Origin of the sequence: Ammonicoccus luteus, from assembly GCF_050880385.1 — a bacterium.
In the GTDB taxonomy this organism is placed as follows: Bacteria; Actinomycetota; Actinomycetes; order Propionibacteriales; family Propionibacteriaceae; genus Enemella.
On the sequence record NZ_JBNZCI010000008.1, the window covers coordinates 104404 to 121997 of the forward strand.

Annotated in this window: 17 protein-coding genes; 5 read left to right on the top strand and 12 right to left on the bottom strand. The window is 68.2% G+C overall.

What is annotated here, in order from left to right; all coding sequences use genetic code 11:
- Positions 1 to 21: 21 nt before the first annotated feature.
- On the top strand, positions 22 to 1434 hold the full coding sequence (ribA, locus tag ACQ260_RS15630; protein ID WP_432560394.1) for a GTP cyclohydrolase II: 1413 nt from the start codon (positions 22 to 24) through the stop codon (positions 1432 to 1434).
- Here ribA and ACQ260_RS15635 read toward each other — a convergent pair.
- The 4 genes from ACQ260_RS15635 to ACQ260_RS15650 are packed head-to-tail and all read right to left on the bottom strand — an operon-like array spanning position 1415 to position 4800.
- Positions 1415 to 2254, bottom strand: a complete 840-nt coding sequence (locus ACQ260_RS15635; protein WP_432560395.1) for a hypothetical protein — start codon at positions 2252 to 2254, stop codon at positions 1415 to 1417. The two genes, ribA and ACQ260_RS15635, sit on opposite strands and share 20 nt — an antisense overlap.
- Positions 2251 to 3411 carry a glycosyltransferase family 4 protein gene (locus tag ACQ260_RS15640; RefSeq protein WP_432560396.1) on the bottom strand — a complete coding sequence of 387 codons (1161 nt, stop codon included), beginning with the start codon at positions 3409 to 3411 and terminating at the stop codon, positions 2251 to 2253. Before ACQ260_RS15640 ends, ACQ260_RS15635 begins: the two co-directional genes overlap by 4 nt.
- A 10-nt stretch (positions 3412 to 3421) precedes the next feature.
- On the bottom strand, positions 3422 to 3799 hold the full coding sequence (locus tag ACQ260_RS15645; RefSeq protein ID WP_432560397.1) for a 6-pyruvoyl trahydropterin synthase family protein: 378 nt from the start codon (positions 3797 to 3799) through the stop codon (positions 3422 to 3424).
- Positions 3800 to 3828: 29 nt separating this feature from the next.
- On the bottom strand, positions 3829 to 4800 hold the full coding sequence (locus tag ACQ260_RS15650; RefSeq protein WP_432560398.1) for a zinc-dependent alcohol dehydrogenase: 972 nt from the start codon (positions 4798 to 4800) through the stop codon (positions 3829 to 3831).
- A gap of 120 nt (positions 4801 to 4920) precedes the next feature.
- Between ACQ260_RS15650 and ACQ260_RS15655 the strand changes: the two genes are divergently transcribed.
- The gene (locus ACQ260_RS15655; protein ID WP_432560399.1) at positions 4921 to 5511 is read left to right on the top strand and encodes a CDP-alcohol phosphatidyltransferase family protein; all 591 of its coding nucleotides are present in this window, start codon (positions 4921 to 4923) and stop codon (positions 5509 to 5511) included.
- A gap of 980 nt (positions 5512 to 6491) precedes the next feature.
- Here ACQ260_RS15655 and ACQ260_RS15660 read toward each other — a convergent pair.
- The gene (locus tag ACQ260_RS15660) at positions 6492 to 7223 is read right to left on the bottom strand and encodes a S41 family peptidase (protein WP_432560400.1); all 732 of its coding nucleotides are present in this window, start codon (positions 7221 to 7223) and stop codon (positions 6492 to 6494) included.
- Here ACQ260_RS15660 and ACQ260_RS15665 point away from each other — a divergent pair.
- Positions 7216 to 7722 (top strand): GtrA family protein, encoded by a 507-nt coding sequence (locus tag ACQ260_RS15665; protein WP_432560401.1) that lies wholly within the window; start codon positions 7216 to 7218, stop codon positions 7720 to 7722. The two genes, ACQ260_RS15660 and ACQ260_RS15665, sit on opposite strands and share 8 nt — an antisense overlap.
- On the opposite strand, the gene ACQ260_RS15670 is transcribed toward ACQ260_RS15665, so the two are convergent.
- The 3 genes from ACQ260_RS15670 to ACQ260_RS15680 all read right to left on the bottom strand — a co-directional run bounded on the left by ACQ260_RS15670 (position 7698) and on the right by ACQ260_RS15680 (position 11637).
- On the bottom strand, positions 7698 to 9656 hold the full coding sequence (locus ACQ260_RS15670; RefSeq protein WP_432560402.1) for a glycosyltransferase family 2 protein: 1959 nt from the start codon (positions 9654 to 9656) through the stop codon (positions 7698 to 7700). The two genes, ACQ260_RS15665 and ACQ260_RS15670, sit on opposite strands and share 25 nt — an antisense overlap.
- A gap of 530 nt (positions 9657 to 10186) precedes the next feature.
- Positions 10187 to 11152 (bottom strand): alpha/beta hydrolase, encoded by a 966-nt coding sequence (locus ACQ260_RS15675; RefSeq protein WP_432560403.1) that lies wholly within the window; start codon positions 11150 to 11152, stop codon positions 10187 to 10189.
- A 167-nt stretch (positions 11153 to 11319) separates the two neighbouring features.
- The gene (locus ACQ260_RS15680; protein WP_432560404.1) at positions 11320 to 11637 is read right to left on the bottom strand and encodes a hypothetical protein; all 318 of its coding nucleotides are present in this window, start codon (positions 11635 to 11637) and stop codon (positions 11320 to 11322) included.
- Here ACQ260_RS15680 and ACQ260_RS15685 point away from each other — a divergent pair.
- Positions 11636 to 12082, top strand: a complete 447-nt coding sequence (locus ACQ260_RS15685) for a hypothetical protein (RefSeq protein ID WP_432560405.1) — start codon at positions 11636 to 11638, stop codon at positions 12080 to 12082. The two genes, ACQ260_RS15680 and ACQ260_RS15685, sit on opposite strands and share 2 nt — an antisense overlap.
- A 140-nt stretch (positions 12083 to 12222) precedes the next feature.
- Here the strand turns inward: ACQ260_RS15685 and ACQ260_RS15690 are convergent, their stop codons facing one another.
- Genes ACQ260_RS15690 through chcC2 form a run of 4 tightly spaced genes read right to left on the bottom strand, consistent with a single transcriptional unit; the run spans position 12223 to position 16565 of the window.
- Positions 12223 to 13659 (bottom strand): MFS transporter, encoded by a 1437-nt coding sequence (locus tag ACQ260_RS15690; protein WP_432560406.1) that lies wholly within the window; start codon positions 13657 to 13659, stop codon positions 12223 to 12225.
- A 29-nt stretch (positions 13660 to 13688) separates the two neighbouring features.
- Positions 13689 to 13979 carry a Dabb family protein gene (locus ACQ260_RS15695; protein ID WP_432560407.1) on the bottom strand — a complete coding sequence of 97 codons (291 nt, stop codon included), beginning with the start codon at positions 13977 to 13979 and terminating at the stop codon, positions 13689 to 13691.
- A gap of 58 nt (positions 13980 to 14037) precedes the next feature.
- The gene (locus ACQ260_RS15700; RefSeq protein WP_432560408.1) at positions 14038 to 14814 is read right to left on the bottom strand and encodes an IclR family transcriptional regulator; all 777 of its coding nucleotides are present in this window, start codon (positions 14812 to 14814) and stop codon (positions 14038 to 14040) included.
- Between the two features lie 44 nt (positions 14815 to 14858).
- Positions 14859 to 16565, bottom strand: a complete 1707-nt coding sequence (gene chcC2 / locus ACQ260_RS15705) for a 4-oxocyclohex-2-ene-1-carboxylate 5-dehydrogenase (protein WP_432560409.1) — start codon at positions 16563 to 16565, stop codon at positions 14859 to 14861.
- A 193-nt stretch (positions 16566 to 16758) separates the two neighbouring features.
- On the opposite strand from chcC2, the gene ACQ260_RS15710 reads away from it, so the two are divergent.
- The gene (locus ACQ260_RS15710; protein ID WP_432560410.1) at positions 16759 to 17556 is read left to right on the top strand and encodes an SDR family NAD(P)-dependent oxidoreductase; all 798 of its coding nucleotides are present in this window, start codon (positions 16759 to 16761) and stop codon (positions 17554 to 17556) included.
- Positions 17557 to 17594 lie beyond the last annotated feature (38 nt).

Here is a 17594-nt window from a genome sequence, read left to right on the forward strand (position 1 = left end):
CGGACCGGGGGATAATCGATCATGACTCCTAGGGATTTGTCGACATCGAGGCGAGCCGTGGTCGGTGTGCGGCGGGTTGCCCAGACGCGACTCCCCACCGGGCACGGGGTGTTCGACCTGGTGTCGTTCGAGGACGAACTCGGCACCGCGCATCTCGCCCTCAGCATGGGCCTCGACGTGACGCCGGGCACCGGGACGACCCGGAAGAACGGCGGCAGGTCGACCGCCGGACCGAACACGGACCCCGTGTTGGTGCGGGTGCACTCGGAGTGCTTGACGGGGGATGCGCTGGGGTCATATCGGTGTGACTGCGGCGAACAGTTGGAAGCCGCGCTCGCGACGATCGCGCGGGTCGGTCGCGGGCTGCTGATCTATGTCCGCGGCCACGAGGGGCGGGGGATCGGCCTGGTGGAGAAGCTGCGTGCGTACGCCCTCCAGGATCTCGGCCGCGACACGCTCGACGCGAACCTGGAATTGGGCCACCCGGGTGACGCGCGCACCTATGAGCAATCCGCCCAGATTCTGCGCGATCTCGGCATCACCAGCGTGCGGCTGTTGACCAACAACCCTGCCAAGGAGACGGCGTTGCGGCTGCTGGGCGTGGACGTGCTGGAGCGGGTCAGCGTACCCATCGCCGACCGCCCCGAGAACGCCCGCTATCTCGCCACCAAGCGCGAGCGGATGAGTCACGACCAACCGGTCGACGTGTGGGCGAACCTGGTGCGCGGTGAGGTGCCGATGTTGCCGGGGAACGAGTTGGTGGAGTTGTACGGACCCCTCGTCACCGCCGGCCCCCGGCTCGTGATCGCCCAGTTGGGGCAGAGCCTCGACGGGTTCATCGCCTCGCGGACCGGCGACGCCGAGTTCGTCACGGGGCCGGAGGACCGGCTGCGGTTGCACCGCATGCGGGCGCTCGTCGACGCGGTCGTGGTGGGCGCGAACACCGTGCTCGCCGATGATTGCCGGCTCACGGTCCGCGACTGCGAGGGGCCGAACCCCGTGCGCGTGGTCATCGACCCGCAGGGTCGCGTGCCGCTCGATGCGCACGTGTTCGCCGACGGTGCGGCACCGACCCTGTGGTTCGTCGGGCCGGAGGTCGAGGTTGCGGAGGGTCCGGGGCGGGGTGTTGAGGTGGTACGCCTGCCGCACGCCGGTCCCGTCGACCCGGCGGAGGTTCTTGCCGTGTTGGGGGCGCGGGGGCTGGGCCGGGTGCTGGTCGAGGGTGGGGGACGGCTGGTGTCGGCGTTCGTGTTTGCCGGCCTGATCGAGCGGCTCTATCTGACCACCGCGCCGGTGCTGATCGGCGACGGTGTGCCGGGGTTGCGGTTCGAGGGGTCCGATGCGCTGCGGGACGCCCTGCGCGGGCCCGCGCGGCACTTCCGGATGGGCGATGACATCTGCACCGAGCTGATGCTCAACGCGGCGGCGCAATGAGCTGATCGACGTGGTCGACGGTGACGGCCAGCCTGCCCGCGTCGACCTCCGCGAGCCGCTTCGGGAGCCAGGCGAGGATCGCGTCGGCGAGGTCGGGATCCTGCTCGAGGGCGACGGCGGCGCGTTCGCGGAGGTACTGCCGCATCAACCCCGCATCCGACCGCGCCCCGTCGGCGCTCAGGCGCCACGGTGTCCGGACCTGCCGGAGACGGCCCTCGGGGAGTCGGCTCGCGAGGAAGCGCGGGGCGTCCGGGCCGAGCCGGCCGTCGCGGCGCTGGTGAGCGTTGAACGCGTCGGTGATGCGGTCGTCCAGCGGATCGTGCGGATGGATCGCCACCGCGCCGGTGACCGAGAGGCTGAACAGCGCGGGGATCCCCAACTCCAGCACGACATCCGCGAGCTGTTGCACATCGTGCTCGCGGAGCACGTCCAGCAGCGCTGAACACGTGAGGAAGGCCGCGCCGGTGGTGGCCTGCGGGATCAGCCCCGCCAGGTCTGCGATCTGTCCGGCCAGCCTGGTCGCACGGCCATGGGCGGGGTGGTCGAGCAGGTCCCGATCGTGATCGAGCACGGTCCAGTGGGTCGGCACGGGGAGGTGAGTGGTGAGGTACTGGTGATTCGCACCCGTCCCCGTGCCCACGTCGATCCCGTGCGCGGGACCGGGCGCCAGATAGTGACCGAGTTGGCGGACCAACAACCGTGCAGGCTCCCGGGCCCTGACGTCGGCCGCCCGGCGGGTGCTCAGCCAGGACGGATCGGCGCGGTTCTCGTCGCGCTGCTCGGGGACGTTCAGCGACGCGCCCGGCCGGGGCTCGGTCATGTCAGTTCCTCCATAACGCGGACGAGGTCGTCCGCCGTGTCGGCCCACGTGCGCAGCTCGGTGCGGCGCCGCAGGGCGCGGTGCCGCCAACGGTCACGCCGAGCGGTGTCGGTCAGCCAACCGCGCAGGGTGGCCGTCCACTCCGATGGATCACCGGGGTCGGCGACGGCGCCCGCGAGCTCGGACCTGCCGGACTCCCCGACGGGTCTGGCCGGCGCCGGATCCGAGTTGCCGAGCGCCCCGACGGTCCCGCCGGAGGCCGCTGCCGGATGCCCGCTCAACGCCTCGACGGCGCCGGTGCCACGGGACACCACCGCGGGGATGCCACGCGCCAGGGCTTCTGTCACGACGAGCCCGAAGGTCTCGGTCCACGACGGCACCAGGAGCAGATCGGTGCCGCGCCAGACGTCGTCGAGCGCATTCCCCGTGAGCTCGCCGGTCAAGGTGACGCGCTCGGCAAGAGCGGAGGGGCGCAGAGTCTCGCGTACCCCCGCCACCCTCCCCGCGCCGACGACCAACGCCCGCCAAGGCAGGTCGGTCAGGGTACCGAGCGCGGCTAGCGCAGTGGCGTGGTTCTTGACGGGAGTGAGCGCACCGAGCAGGAGGAGTTGCGGCGGCTCGCTGCCGTCGGCGAGCGGCTGCCGCCGGGCGCCGGGCGTGAGGACGCGAACGGCCGGCAGGCCATAGCGCCGCCGGAGATCCTGGGCCGCCCAGTGGCTGGTGGTGAGCACGGCAGCGGCGGCGTCGAGCGCCCGCCGCTCCAGCGCGGCGAGGCTCTCCTGCTGCTCGGGGGAGAGGCCGGTCTCCGCGGGGAGCGGGAGATGGACGAGGACGGCGACGCGGACGCCGGCAGCGCTCGCGGCCTCGATCTCCGCCGGGCAGGCGGACCCGATGAGGCCGTCAACGAGGACGAGCGGGGCCGGGGAGGCCGGTGCGGTGGATGCCGGATCGCCCACGGGCGTGGTCAGTGCGGTCCGAACGGCCGCGCGCTGCTCCGCGGTCGGCCAGGGCCAGGCGCCGGCGAGCTCCCGCTCGTCGATCTCCCAGCCGGCGCGGGCGAGAGCGTCGCGGAGTTCGGTGTTGACGACCCGGCCACCGCTGATCTGTTGCTGCTGGGGGACGACGAGGCGCAGGGCGCCGGCGTACCTCCCGCTCACCCCCACCCGCTCAGAACTCCAGGCGATAGCTCGCCCAGGCGTCCGGATGCTCGCGCAGGGTCACCTCGAGGGCGGCGAACGGGCCGGTGTCGATGCGGGTCCGGAGTTGCTCGGCGATGTGCTGCGCGAGGAACTCGGTGGTGGTGAGGCGGCCGGCGAAGATGTCGAGCTCGTCGAGGTTCTTGTAGTCCAGATCGGCGAGCACGGCGTGGAGCTGCTCGGTGGCCTCACCGATGTCCATGACCACGCCCATGTCGTCCAGGGTGGGGCGGTGCCAGGTGGTCTCGACGACGTACGTGCAGCCGTGCAGGTTGCGCGCCGGTCCGAAACCGGGGTGGTCGAGGCTGTGCGCGATCATCATCCGGTCACGGACGGTGAGGGTGAACACGGGTCATCCTTTCCGGTGGGCGGATCAAGCTAGGAATAGTCGACAATCTGGCACATGCCCGAACCGGCGCCGCCGGCGGTCAGGTCCGCCATGAACGCGGGCAGGTCATCGAACCGGCAGCCCTCGCCGAGCAGCAGATCGAAACGCGGGTCCGTGAGGGCCTCGAGGGCGAGGGCGAGTCGGTCGGCGTGCGTACGCCGATGGCGACGCGACCGCGCGATCCCGCCCACCTGGCTCGCGCGGAGGTTGAGGCGGCGGGCGTGGAAGTGGTTGCCGAGGGGTACGCGGGGCTCGGTGTCGCCGAACCACGACACCTCCACGACGTCCGCGTCGTCGCCGGCGAGGCGGAGTGCGGTCCGCAGGCCGGCCTCGGCAGCGGAACAGTGGATGACGATGTCGCAGTCATCGAGGGCGTCCTCGGGGGCCGTCCACTCGATGCCGAACCGTTCGCAGAGCGCCTGGGTCGCCGGGTCGACCTCGACGAGTTGCAGCCGGCTGAGGGGGAACTCGGTCAGCAGCGCGGTGATGCAGGCGCCGACCATCCCCATCCCGACGACCGCGACCCGGTCCCCGTAGTGCGGGCTGCTCTCCCAGATCGCGTTGATCGCGGTCTCGACGGTGCCGGCGAGGACGGCGCGGTCACTCGGCACGTCGTCGGGGATCGGGGTGAGCGCGTCGGTCGGCGCGACGTAGCGCTCCTGGTGCGGATAGAGGGCGAACACGCGCCGGCCCTCGAGGTGGCTCGGGCCCTGTTCGACGAGGCCGACGGAGAGATAGCCGTACTTCACCGGCCACGGGAAATCCCCCTCCTGGAACGGTGCCCGCATGAGGTCGTGGACCTCGGTGGGAACGCCGCCGTGGTGGATCAGAGTCTCCGTGCCGCGGCTGACCCCGGACTTCAGCGAGCGGACGAGCGCCTGGTCGGGCCCGGTGGCCGGGAGGGTCTCCCTGCGGAGCTCGCCCTGGCCGGGTCCGGTGATCCAGTACGCCCGAGTCTCCATGTCGTCATTATTCCCTGCGGGTCACCGGCGGCGCCGGAGCGGGTCGAGGACGGGGTGGATCCTGGCGGCTCCCGGCGCTGCTGACGTCGGGGTCTTGGGCACCGGCGGCATGATGGCTGGATGCGACGGACCGATGGAGCCCCAGCGGCGTGGGGGACGCAGGGTGGCGTTCCGTCGTCGCGTCGATGTGCGCCGCTCACGCCCGCGGATTGGGTGACGGTCTTTCGCGCGGGGCTGGGGGTCGTCTGCGCGGTGCTGGTGGTCCTGACGTTGATCGGGCTGCTCCCGCCCAGGTCCTGGATCCTGTTCCTGTTGCTCGTGCCCACTGTCGCGCTCGATGCGGTGGACGGTGCCGTGGCTCGACGGACCGGCACGGTGACGGCTCGGGGTGCGCGCTGGGACATGGAGGTGGATGCAGCCGTGTTGCTGATCGCCTGTCTTCCGGTCTCGGTGTTCGCGCCGTGGGCGCTCGTGATCGGGCTTGCCCGTTATCTGTTCGGTCTGGGTGGTCTCGTGCGGCCGTGGTGGCGAGCGAAGTTGCCGTTCCGGCAGTCGCGCCGAGTGATCGCGGCACTTCAAGGGGTAGCGCTCATCGTCGCGCTCGCGCCGTTCGTGCCGATCTGGCTCGCCCAAGTGGTCACCGGTGTCGCGGTTGCGTTGCTGGTGTTCTCGTTCGCGCGGGACATTCTGTTCCAGGAGCGGCGCCGGTGAGCGTGGAGCAAGGACTCCGCGCCGGTTCGGGGGTGTGCCTCTTCATGGGGCGTGGCTGATCTTCCTGGGGCCTGACCCGCCTCTTCCTGGGGCCTGACCCGCCTCTTCCGGGGGGTGACCCAGCAAGCGCGCGCCGCTGGTGAGTGATTTCAGTGGGGTTATACCCCCACCAAATTCACTCGCAACCAGTTGGACGGCATCGCACGGGAGCCCAGCGCCGGCGGATCAGTCACCCGTAGGTGGGTTGCAGTCCGGTGCGCCGGGGAACTCCTCGCAGTAGGTCACGCAGCGTCCCTTGCGGGGGTTGAAGCCGGTGCCGGGCGGACAGGTGCCGGTGGGGGTGGGCCGGACCAGGGTAGGCACTGGCTCCGGCAGCGGGAACGTCCGCTTCGGGTTCGGATCCGTCACTCGGCCATTGCGGTCCAGCAACTGGCGGGGGTCGTCGGGCCAGTCGCTGTTCGGCGGGGGCGTCCACGGCTGGCACTGTGGCGCGCTGGCGGGCGCGTCCCGATAACAGACCGCCCTAGGAATCCCGTTGGAGTCGTAGCGATAGAAGTAGCTCCGCTGGATCGTCGGCGACCTCTTCGCGGTCGGTGACGGCCGGTCGACGCACGCTATCTGGGTATCGCGGCCCTGGAGGGACGCGGCGCCACCGTCTGACGGGAGGCGTCGGGGGATGCTCCGGGGTCCTGCGCCCGGTGCTCGGGGTTGGGGGCGTGCCGTACTGAGCGGTCACGTAACGAACCGCATTTTCGGAGGGGTCCGAGGAGACTATGTCCATGGACCCCTCTGAAAGTGCGGTTTGTGACAGGTGCGCCGAGTAGCCGGTCGGGCATCACGTCCCGGACGCGCTTGAGCGTGCTGTCAGGGGCGAATGCTGACGAGCGGCCTCGCGACGTCAGCCGCCAGGCACGGTGAAGAATTGGCGGGCAGGCTCATTGCCTCGCGCCCCCGGTGGACATGATCCGCTGGCGGGTTGCTCAGGCCGCGGCGCAGCCCCGCTCGCGGAGCCAGGCCAGGGCCGCAGTCGGCGCCTCCTCGGCGGTGGTCGGGTGGTCCGGTGGCATCGGCTGCTCGGCCAGATCCACCCCGGCGCGGTCGACATAGACAGCGCCCGTGAGCACCAGCACGGCTCCGTCGGGCAGGCGGTGGACGGAGTTCGCAGAGGTGTATCCGGCCGTCGGCGTACCGAACGAGGCCGCGTTGGGAAGCCCCCGGAAGGCCGTGGCGACAGCCTCCCTACTGGAGGCCGTCATGTCGTTGAAGAGCACGGCGACCGGCTGGTCGGTGATCTTGGTCGTGGCGTCGATCTTGATTTCGGCTTCGCCACCCATGCCGGCGCCGTTGTCGTGGACCATGACGTCAACGGCGGACCCGGTGCGCGGGCGGAACGACATTGCGGGGCCGTTGGGCAGGAGCGGGGCGATCCCGGACAGCATGGGGTACATGTTCCCGCCCGTGTTGTCGCGAAGGTCCACGATCCAACCGCAGGTCTGCGGCGCGGCGTCGGTGATGCCCCGGGCGAGGGCATCGGCATACTCCTGCTGCAGATCTGCACCAGGCGCCCCGAACTCGGGCAGCCGCAGGGTGGTGATCTTCCGTGACCGGTGCTGACGCAGCGGCCGATCGTGCTGGGGGTGTCTGAGCCCAAGGCCAGGGCGCGTACCATCGATCCGTCCCGAGACCGCACCCCCGAAGGTTCCGATGAGCAAGGCCAGCGTTGGCATCCATCCGCGCAAAGCCGCGCTGCGTTTCGCGTGGGCGCGCGATCGTGTGCACGGGGTGTTGCCGGGTCCGTTGCGGCGGATCATCCCGCCGACGGCTGTGGGCTTCGGCGCGCTGAGCTTGTTCACGTACTCGGTTGACCTGCTGGTGCTCTCGCTCGGATTCGATGTGCTCGGGCTGCCCTATCCGGTGGCGGTGACCATCGGCTATGCGATCGCGTTCGGGCTGTCGTTCCTGCTCAACCGGTGGCTCAACTTCCAAGTGCACGGGCACGTGGGCCGCCAGACCGGGCGCTATGTCCTCACCGTGGTGGCGAACTATGTCCTGTTCATCCTGCTGGTGGCCTCGATGCTCGAAGCCGTCGGCATGCACTATCTCCTGGCCCGCATGCTCGCGGGAGCCTGCGAAGCCGTGTTCATGTATTCGATGATGCGCCTCTTCGTCTTCCGCACGCGCCGCGCTCACACCCGATTAAGGACCCCCTGAACGGATGGGCGGCGATGAGTGGGCGGATAGCGGCGCCAGTGCTCACGGCGCAAGGCTGCTGCGGAGATGGGCCGTGACCGGTGCCCGCGAGCGTGCGTGCTCCGCGTACCCTCGCCGGACCACCTCGACCGCCAACCCGCCGCAACGTCCTCGACAGCCGCGCGCGTGCCGACGAACGCCATCGCACCCACGAGCATCGCCACCCCGATCACCGTGCCGAAGACCATGCCCATCCAGTGCCCACGCAGACCGGAGATCACCGCGAGGGCGAGCAGGATGAGGGCGAGGAGATAGGGGAGCAGGACATACAGCGCCGGAGCCGCCACACGGTCAGCCACCTTCGGCGTCCGCGCGAACGGGATCTTCCTTTTCGTGACCGCCTGCTCGATCGACTTGAGCACGCCCGCGAGGTTGACCGGCACGAGCACGAGGTTGAGCGCGAACACCCACAGCACGTTGCCCGCGCGATGGCCGCTGGTGCGGAGGTCCGTTGCCATCGCGGCGAAGTACGGCATCGCCGTCAGCGCCAACAGCGGACTCAGCAGTTCGTTGCTCGCGGGAATGGCCAGGAGCAGCACCAGGCCACAGGTGGTCCAAGCGATCGAGCCCAGATAGTCCAGCCGCACCACGATCTCGCCGAGGCGGGTGCGCTCACCACGAGCCCGCCGGCCGCGCAGCACATCGACGATCTTCGGCATGATGATCAATCCACCGTTGGCCCAGCGCCGTCGCTGCACGACGAGCGAGCCGAAGTCCGGCGGCGTCGCGCTATAGCTCAGCCGCTCCGGATGATTGTGCAGCGACCAACCGCGCGCGACGAGATCCATGCTCGACTCGGTGTCCTCGATGACGGTGCGGTCCTGGATATAGGTGCGCACCTCATGCCGCCCGGCGGGTCCGTCCTCCACGCCGACCTCGACGATGTCCGCCAGTGCCGCCGACCGGATGACCGCGTTCGCGCCGACCCAAAAGGTCGCATCGAAAGCAGTGCGTCCCTGGTGCTGCAGATGCTGCAGGTCGGTGGTCATCCCGGCGATGCGTTCGACGGTGGTGGGGGCGCCGCGATAGGAGGAATACGGGGTCTGGATCACCGCGATCCGCTCCTGACCCGGCTGCTCCAGAACGTGCACGAGGCGCAGGCAATAGTCCGGCACCAGCAGCGAATCGGCGTCGAGGGTGAGGAGATAGTCGGTCGCCGGGACCGCGAGGTCGGGGCGCTCGCCCGGCCGTGCCGGCCGCAGGGTCGTGAGCGGCCGGTCGGTGTCCGACAGCGCTTCGATCACCCACTCATGGCCCATGAGGGAGATATAGGAGTTGAGGTTCATCGCCTTGTTGGCCTCGTGGGAGAGGGATGCGTACCGCTTCCGCTCGAACACCACCAATCGCGCGCTGAAGATGCGCCGCACCCGCTGGACCAGCGTGCGGCATTCCGCCAAGGACGGCGGATCGGTCGGGTCGCGCCGCCGGAGCCCGTCGGCAACCCCGGCCAGGTCGCGGGCGAGGCTGAGCAGGACCTGGTCGACGAAGAAGGCATCCGCGTGGTCGATGACGTTCTCGCGCCCGGCCATGCCGGACAGCCAGCCCGCGCATCGGGCATAGAGGTCGGCGAGGCTCGCTGCGGTGAGCGCGGTTGGTGCGCGTACGCCCAACTCGCCGCTGACGCAGGCCCAATAGGGTGCGATGACCGCGAGGGGTTCCTGCAGGGCGGCCTCGATCTCCAACGGCAGACCACGCGTCCGCTCCAGCAACGCCAGCGTCGCGGGATCGGTCGGGAAAGGCTTGTCGTCGATGAGCAGGACGACCTGCACGTCGGGGAACTCCTGCAACGCCGCCGACCACAGCGTCGCGCGCACGACCTCGGGTTGCTCGGCGTAGGACGGGACGAGCACGGTCACCGCCTGGTCGCCCGTGGCGAAGTGCCGATCGAGTTCCACGCGCGGCGTTCGCTCGTGCCGGGCGAGTCGGCCGATCGCCGTGGCGGGTGAGCAGATAGACGAGCGCGGACAAACTCATGAAGCCTGCGACCACGAAGACGACGGCCACCAGGGTGATGTCGAGAGCCGACACGGGTGAGACGGCTGATTGCTGGTGAATGCGGTGGCTCGTGTGGAGGGCGGCCGTGCTCCAGGCGATCACGATCGCAACCATGGCGATCACACCGAACACGCGCGCGCCCCGGCGCGGACGGCGGTGGACCAGGTCCGGATGGTCGGTGCGAATGGGGGGCGGAATCTCGACCCGCGGAGCGTGGGCGGCCGTCTCCGGGGCCGTGCGGGACTGCGGGAAGACGTGCGTGTCTCCGAGACGTGCGGGCCCGTTGGCCATGGCGCTCCCAGGTGTTCAAGCGGGCATGGCGTCCGTGCCCCTAATCAGAAACTTCTCGGAGATTAAGGGGTGTCGCTGCCGCTTCACCATAGGGAAGTGTGTTTCTGGACACCGGTCGCATCAGTGCCAGAGGCGTGCACTAGCGAGGTGCGGCCCGATCGAAGGCCTTCCGGAGCTCGGCAGCCGCGTACTCCTGCGCCTCCCGGGCCGCCGCCAAACTCCCGCCGAAGAGGATGAACGGATGGAACATCCCGTCGAAGCGGCGGAGGCCGATGTCGACGCCGGATTGTTCGAGGCGGGCCGCGTACGCCTCGGCCTCGTCGCGGAGCGGGTCGCACTCGGCCGTCACGATCGTGGCGGACGGGAGGCCCGTGAGGTCGCGTGCCTGATAGGGCGCGAGCAGCGGGTCGTCCGGGCTGGTGTCGGTGTCGCCGAAGTAGTGGTTGAAGTACCAATCCAAGTCGTTGCGGGTGAGGTTATAGACGGTGGCGAACTCGCGCTGGCTGGGCCATTGATCGAGGTGGGTGTCCAGCGTCGGGATCAACAGAAGCTGATGGACCAGCCCGGGGTGGATGCGCAGATGCTGGGCGGCGACCGCCGCGAGGTTGCCGCCCGCACTGTCACCGCCGACCGCGATCCGGCCGGGATCGAAGTCGAACTTCTCCGCATGGTCGAGGACGTGCTGGACCACGTCGATGACGTCGTGCGGTGCCGCGGGGAACTTGTGCTCGGGCGGTTGCCGATAATCGACCGACACCACGGCGCAGTCAGCGAGCGCGGCGAGGTTGCGGCAGATGGCGTCGTGGGTGTCGAGGTCCCCGAGCACCCAGCCGCCACCATGGGCATAGACAAGAACGGGCTGGGAGCCGCTGGCGGTGCGATAGATCCGCACGGGGATCGCGCCGTCCCGACCCGGAAAGGTGGTGTTCTCGACCCGATCGATCTCCGCGCCCGCGCCGAAAGCCGTCGACGTCGCCCGCATCGCCGCGCGGTTCTCCTCGATGGAGAGCAGGTGCCGCTCGGGACGCCGGGGCGCGGCGGCCAACACCTCGGCAGCCTCCGGCGCAAGGGGAGTGGGCTGATCGTTGCTGGGCTGGTCGGACACAGAACACCTCGCAGTCGTCGACGCCCGCGAGGCTATCGGGTCGGACGGCTATGACGAGGACCAGGGCGGCGGCCGAGATTCGTCTGCTGGCGGCTTGGTGTCCCCCATTCCGATGACTTGCGCGGGGTGCGTGGTCGGCGCAACGTGGAGCGAGGATCGCGGATCGGTCACGGACCGGAGCAGGGGGCAGGGATGGGAGCCACTGGCTTGAGACGAGGGGCAGCACTGTGGATCTCGGGGTTGGCGCTGACGCTGTCAGTTGCCGGTTGTGCAGAGAAGAGCGAGCAGACACAGGCCACCCCGTCGCCGCCCGTGGCCGCGACCACCGCGGCAGAAACGACAGCAGCGCCGTCGCCGACCCCGGAAGCGGTGAGTCCGAGTGCTTCGGTGGAGGGAGAATCCGAGACAACGGCGTCACCCGGTGCGGCTGCTCCGGCGAGCGCTTCGCCGGAGCCGGCCGCATCGACCACGGAGAACGCGGACATGAACTCCTGGACCCTGACCACCGCCGGCTGGGGTCCCGTGCGCATCGGTTCACCGCTGCCCGCGAACCTGCGCGGTCAGCTCAAGCCATCCTGGGAGTGCATCGGTCCGATCATCAAGGATCGGCAGGGCAACGAACGCATGGAATTCTTCACGGGCCAGGCCGATGGGTCAGGCCGGATCAACACGTTGCATAGCGTGAGCCCATCGGTGTCGACGCGATCCGGCATCAAGCAGGGCGACAGTCTGGCGAAGGTCAAGCAGGTCTATCCGAAGCTGGAGCAGTTCCGCGGAACGGAGAGCCAGACCGGTGAGGTCTATGTTCTGCGCGACGGCGCTGTCGGCCTGTTCTTCGAGTTGACGCCCTCCGGTGTCGTCGAGCACATCTCGGTCCAGCCGATCGCGCAGTTCTATGCCTTCCAGCTCCAGGTCTGCGGCGGTCCCTGAGAGGTTCGTCGAGCCCGCTGATCCGATCTTCAGCCAGAGGCGGTGGGGTCGGTGGGGCGCTCCCGGGCAGCGGACGTGATCCCAGCCAAAAAGAGGTCTGGCTCACCGGATCGGTCCGATGCCCGGGGCGTCCCGCGGGATCAGAGGCTGCCGGCAGCCCGGAACGCATTCGCCTGCTCCACGCGGAGCGCATCCGCCTGCTCCACGACGGGCCTTCCCGTGTCATAGTCGACGCCGAGTTCATCGAGCGGCACATGCGCGGTCTCGCGTGAGGTGGCGACAGCAATGAAGGCAAGGAACGCGATGGCGGCGGCAAAGGCGGCAACCGGAAGCCAGCCCCAGGTTCCCTCACCGAGCAGGCCAGCGGCGATGGCAGGCGCGAACCCTGCCACGAGCAGGCCCAGCTGGTTGCCCATGGCGGAGCCTGTATAGCGGACGGGGGCAGCGAACATCTCGGCGAAATAGACGGGCCACACGCCGTTCCAGAAGGAATAGAAGACGCTCATGTTGAGGAATGCCCCGAGGAAGGCCAGGGCAACATTGCCGGTCGAGAGCGTCCAGAAATAGAAGAAGAGGGTGACAACAACGCCGACGTGGGCGATATAGATCGACTTCTTGCGCCCGATGCGGTCCGAAAGCGCGCCCGCCAGGGGAATGGTGACCATCGATGCGCCTACGGCAACGACGGCGATCATCAGCATGGTCTCGCGCGGGATTCCCTGTTCCACGCCATAACGAAGTGCGAACACGCTGAAAAGGGTCTGCATGAGCGAGAACATCATCGACACCATGACCCGCAGGATGTCCTTCCATTGATGACGGACCACGCGGGCGGCAGGGAGGCGCTCCACGACGTCGTCCTCTTTCGCCTCCTCGAAGACCGGTGTCTCGTCGAGGTGGGTGCGCACGAAATAGGCAATGGCAAGCACCGCGATCGACAACAGGAACGGCACGCGCCAGCCCCACGACAACAGCGCTTCGGAAGGCAGCAAAGCGACCGGGATGAAGACGAGTGAGGCCAACACATTGCCGGAGGCATATCCGGCCATCACCGAGCTCGTGAACAGACCTCGCCTGCCCTCCGGTGAGTGCTCGACCGTGAGGGTGGCTGCGCCGGCGGCCTCGGCACCTGCGGTGAAACCCTGGGCCAGCCGCAGCGTCACCAGAAGGACGGGAGCCCAGACGCCGATCTGCGCATAGGTGGGCAGCACGCCGATCAGGGTCGACGCCACGCCCATGATGCCCAAGGTCACGAGGAGCACCTTCTTGCGGCCCACGCGATCACCGAAGTGTCCCATCACAAGACCGCCGAGCGGACGCGCGATATAGGCGGCGCCGAAGGCCATGAACGAGGCAACCGCCGCAATCGTTGGGTCACCGGTGGGGAAGAAGAGCTGCGGGAAGACGAGTGCTGCCGCAGTTCCGAAGATGAAGAAGTCGTAGTACTCGAGAGTCGAGCCCAGGAACGATGCCAGGGCAGCCTTGCCGGGGGTTTTCTTCTGACCGTCGACGTGGGTTTCGGCGTCGCTGAGGATCTGGTCGATGTCCTCGCGGAAGGGGTCGGATGAGTGTCGCATGGGTGGGCCTTTCGGAAGCGGTGGGGAGCTCATAGCTCGAAGTCGACGGCCGCGATGACCTCGACGTTGGGCAGGGACAGAGGCTTGATGGCTTCGTGCAGCGGGTGCGTGTCATAGACGGCGACAGCAGCAAGGGATTCGAAGTCCGCGACGATCGCGTGGTCCCAGGAGCGTCCGGCGCCCAGCACATCCGTGCCATGGGACAGCTTCAGCAGACCGGGGATATTGCCTTCCAACCGGTCGAGGCCGGAGATCCATCGCTGCTTGATCTCAGGCGTGAACGTCGGGGCCCACTTGAACATGACGACATGGCGAATCATCGGAGTTGGTCTCCTCAAAGAGCGTTGTCAGAGATTGGAAGGCCGGCAGAGATGCCGGTCAGAACGTGCGGGCGGTGAGGCCAGGCGCAGCGGTTCTGATCGAGGATGTGATCTCAGCGGAGGCGGTCTTCAGGGCGGGGAGGGTCGCGCGCAGGGACTCCTCGCCGACCGGCACGACGATGCCGAGCGCGGCCACGACCTCGCCGACGCTGTTCTCGATCGGGACAGCGATCCCGCTGGACGGTGTCACGATGGCCCGCACAGCGACGGCGAATCCCTGCTGACGCACCTGCGCCAGGATCCGCCGCAACTCGTTGGGGTCCGTGACGGTGTCGGAGGTATAGCGGGTGAAGCGTGAGTTGAGAAACGCATCCTGTGCCTCGGCGGAGGCATGGGCCATCAGCACATATCCCGCGGAGGAAGCGTGGGCCGGCAGCCGGGCGGCGATCTTGGTGATGTTGACCGTGGACTTCTCGGTGGTCAGTCGATCGACGTACAGCACCTCGTGTCGGTTGAGCACGCCAAGGTAAACGTGGTGCTGCAGGCGGTCTCGCAGGTTTTCCAGGTGCGGGCGGGCCGCCTCTCGGAGTGCGAACAGGCCCGAGGAGCGCTCCGTGAGTTCCCACAGCCTCAGGCCGAGTTGCACCTCGCGTCCGCGGCGATCGAGCAGGCCGGTGGCGACGAGCTCGTCGACCAGCCGATGGGCGGTGGTTGAGGGCAGGTCCGCGCGACGACCGAGCTCGGCGACCGTCATCACCAGCGTCGACCCGTCGAAGGCCTCCAGGATGCGTGCGACGCGTTCGACGATCGAGTCGCCGCTCGATGAGTTCGCCACCGCCCCCACCTCCTTGTGGTCATCGTGGCTGCGATTGCCTGCGGTCAGACGAACTGCTTCGTGGAGCGCTCGGCGGCGTGTGCGGCGATGTCGCGTCCGGTCAGATAGCCGAAGACCATCGCCGGACCGATGTTGGCGCCATAGCCGGGGTATCCGCCACCGAACACACTGACGGCGGCCGTGCCCACGGCGTACAGACCCGGGATAGCGCTGCCGTCGGCCCTGACGACTTCACTGCGACCGTTGACTTTGAGGCCAGCATAGGTGCCGAGGTCGCCCATCTGGATCTTCACCGCGAAGAATGGCCCCTTGTCCAGCGGCTCGAGGTTCGGGTTGGGCTTGTGGTCCATGTCGCCCTTGAAGTTGTGGTATTTCAGCGAACCCCGCTTGAACTTGGGGTCCTCACCTCGTGCAGCGTGGAGGTTGAACTCGTCGACGGTCCTGCGGAGATTGGCCGTCGGGACGCCGATCTTGTTGGCGAGGTCCTCGATCGTTGGGGCCTCGATCAGGAACTTCTCCGCTTCGAAGATCTGCTTCGGGAAGGGCCAGGGCTTGGCGTAGCCGATGCCATATTTCTTCATGGCCTTGGCATCGGCGATGATCCAGCCGAACGTCTTGTCGCGATCGGCGTCGTTGTTGATCATCTCGACGCCGTAGTCGTGGTAGCTCAGCGACTCATTGGCGAACCGGACGCCGTCGCGATCGACTGCGATCAGGCCCGGCAGGCCGAACGCGCGCAAGTGCGGGAAGATCGCCGAGCGCTTTTTCATCAGGGTGGTGAACGTGGTCACCGGACCCCAGGACGCGGGCTGATGCACCGACTCGTCCATGAATCCGCCGAGGCTTTTCGCCATCAGGTACGCATCGCCGTCGTGCCCGATGGTCGGCGTGAAGTGGTCGTCGCCGTTGGGGTCATGGGCGAAGAACTTCTTGCGCAGTTCCGGGTTGTTGGAGAAGCCGCCGGAGGCCAGGACGACGCCGAGGCGGGCTTCGATGACGCCGGCGTGCTCGCCCTTGATGCGGGCACCGGTGACCGTCCCGCGGCTGTCGGTGATGAGCTCGCTGGCTTCGGTGTTGGTCCACATCCGGATGCCGGCGTTGCGGGCGGCGGCGAACATCCACGTCATGAGCGCATTGCCGTTGGTGCGGGTGTACGCACGCTTGTAGAGGGCGGTCTGGGCCCAGGTCGTGAGGACGTTCTTGGTGGCGTACAAGAAATTCGGGACGCTCTGGTTCGCCTTGAGCATCTTGGCGATGTCGGTGCCGATCTCGGGCATGTAGCCGTAGACCGTGTAGGGCATGAGATAGGGCTGAACGCGGAGGCGATCCTCGCCCAGGATCCGGGCGTCGGCCCGCTTGAACGTGACCGCTCGGCCCTTCTCCTTCGCGCCGGGGGCGTCCATCTGGTAGTCCGGGCTCATGGCGCCGTAGACCATCTGCACGCCCTCGTCCTCGAAGAACTCCATGGCCTCGGGCACCGCGTCGAGAAAGACATCGACCATGTCCTCGTCATAACCGTCCTGCGCGAGGGCCTTGATGTATTGCTTCGCTTCGGCACGGGTGTCGTCGCCCCCGCCCTTGTTGCCGGGGACCCAGCCCCAGCCGCCGCAGATGGCGGACGTGCCGCCCAGATAGCGGTCCTTCTCGATGACCAGGACCGAGTGGCCCTGCTGTGCGGCCTTCAACGCGGTGCCGATGCCGGCCGCGCCAGAGCCGATGACCAACACGTCGGTGTGAATCGTTTGAGACATTCGCCTAACTCCTTCGTCAGAATGCGGGTGCCCCATCAGAGTCGGCGAGCCCGTCGAGGTCGTGAAGTGAGATCCCCGTTCATCGGGAAAATCCCACCTATTGGGGATCCGAATTCCCGATGTTCGGGGAATCTCCTGTGCCGCAACTCAGATTCCGGAAAACCTTTCGGCAAATGACGCGAAGGAGTGAGGAATGAGCGGGAACTGGTTGGCGCTGAGGGGCAAGGTCGTCGCCGTCACCGGCGGTGGCAGCGGGATCGGCGAAAGCGTGGCGCTGGAACTTGCGGCGGTCGGAGCGGTGCCTGTTGCGCTCGATCTCGTTGCCGAGAGCGCCGAAAGGGTTGCGGACGTCGCGCGGCAGTGGTTCGGCGTGGACGCATCGGGTTTCGGGGTGGACGTCTGCGATGGCGGCCGCGTGCGCGAAGTCTTTGCGGCGATCAAGCAGAAGTACGGCGAACTGCATGGGTTGGTCAACGCCGCCGGGCTGCTGCGGGCCGGCGAGCTGGCCACCTTGTCGCAGGAAGACTGGGACCTCACGCTGCGCATCGACCTGACCGGGTGCTTCCTCACCTCGCAGGCAGCGGCACAGCAGATGGCCAGCGGTGGTTCGATCGTGCACATCTCGTCGATCGCCGGCTCAAACCCCCAACCGTTCAGCGGCGCCTATAGCCCGTCGAAAGCCGGCTTGGGAATGCTGAGTCGCCAGGTCGCCTTCGAGTGGGGCCCCATCGGTGTGCGCTCCAACGTCGTCAGTCCCGGACTGGTGCGAACGCCCATGAGCGAAGCGTTCTATCAGGCGCCGGGAGTGCTGGAGGCTCGTGAGCAGGCGGTACCCCTGCGCAGGATCGCCACGCCGCAGGACATGGCTGATGTCGCGCTCTATCTGCTGTCGGAGCGTTCCGCCTATGTCACCGGCCAGGAGATCGTCGTCGACGGTGGGTTCAGCACCGCCCTTATGTCGTTCGTCCCACGTCCGGGATTCGGGGATTAGCGCCGTTGCTTCGGCGGGTTACTCCTGGTCCGATCCAG

What these genes read in the sequence shown, in the direction of transcription:
- chcC2 (WP_432560409.1), bottom strand. Translation starts at nt 16,565, where the DNA reads ATGTCTCAAACGATTCACACCGACGTGTTGGTCATCGGCTCTGGCGCG.
- ribA (WP_432560394.1), top strand. Translation starts at nt 22, where the DNA reads ATGACTCCTAGGGATTTGTCGACATCGAGGCGAGCCGTGGTCGGTGTG.
- ACQ260_RS15650 (WP_432560398.1), bottom strand. Translation starts at nt 4,800, where the DNA reads ATGGAGACTCGGGCGTACTGGATCACCGGACCCGGCCAGGGCGAGCTC.
- ACQ260_RS15635 (WP_432560395.1), bottom strand. Translation starts at nt 2,254, where the DNA reads ATGACCGAGCCCCGGCCGGGCGCGTCGCTGAACGTCCCCGAGCAGCGC.
- ACQ260_RS15680 (WP_432560404.1), bottom strand. Translation starts at nt 11,637, where the DNA reads ATGTCCGCGTTCTCCGTGGTCGATGCGGCCGGCTCCGGCGAAGCGCTC.
- ACQ260_RS15685 (WP_432560405.1), top strand. Translation starts at nt 11,636, where the DNA reads ATGAACTCCTGGACCCTGACCACCGCCGGCTGGGGTCCCGTGCGCATC.
- ACQ260_RS15695 (WP_432560407.1), bottom strand. Translation starts at nt 13,979, where the DNA reads ATGATTCGCCATGTCGTCATGTTCAAGTGGGCCCCGACGTTCACGCCT.
- ACQ260_RS15690 (WP_432560406.1), bottom strand. Translation starts at nt 13,659, where the DNA reads ATGCGACACTCATCCGACCCCTTCCGCGAGGACATCGACCAGATCCTC.
- ACQ260_RS15665 (WP_432560401.1), top strand. Translation starts at nt 7,216, where the DNA reads ATGAGCAAGGCCAGCGTTGGCATCCATCCGCGCAAAGCCGCGCTGCGT.
- ACQ260_RS15710 (WP_432560410.1), top strand. Translation starts at nt 16,759, where the DNA reads ATGAGCGGGAACTGGTTGGCGCTGAGGGGCAAGGTCGTCGCCGTCACC.
- ACQ260_RS15655 (WP_432560399.1), top strand. Translation starts at nt 4,921, where the DNA reads ATGCGACGGACCGATGGAGCCCCAGCGGCGTGGGGGACGCAGGGTGGC.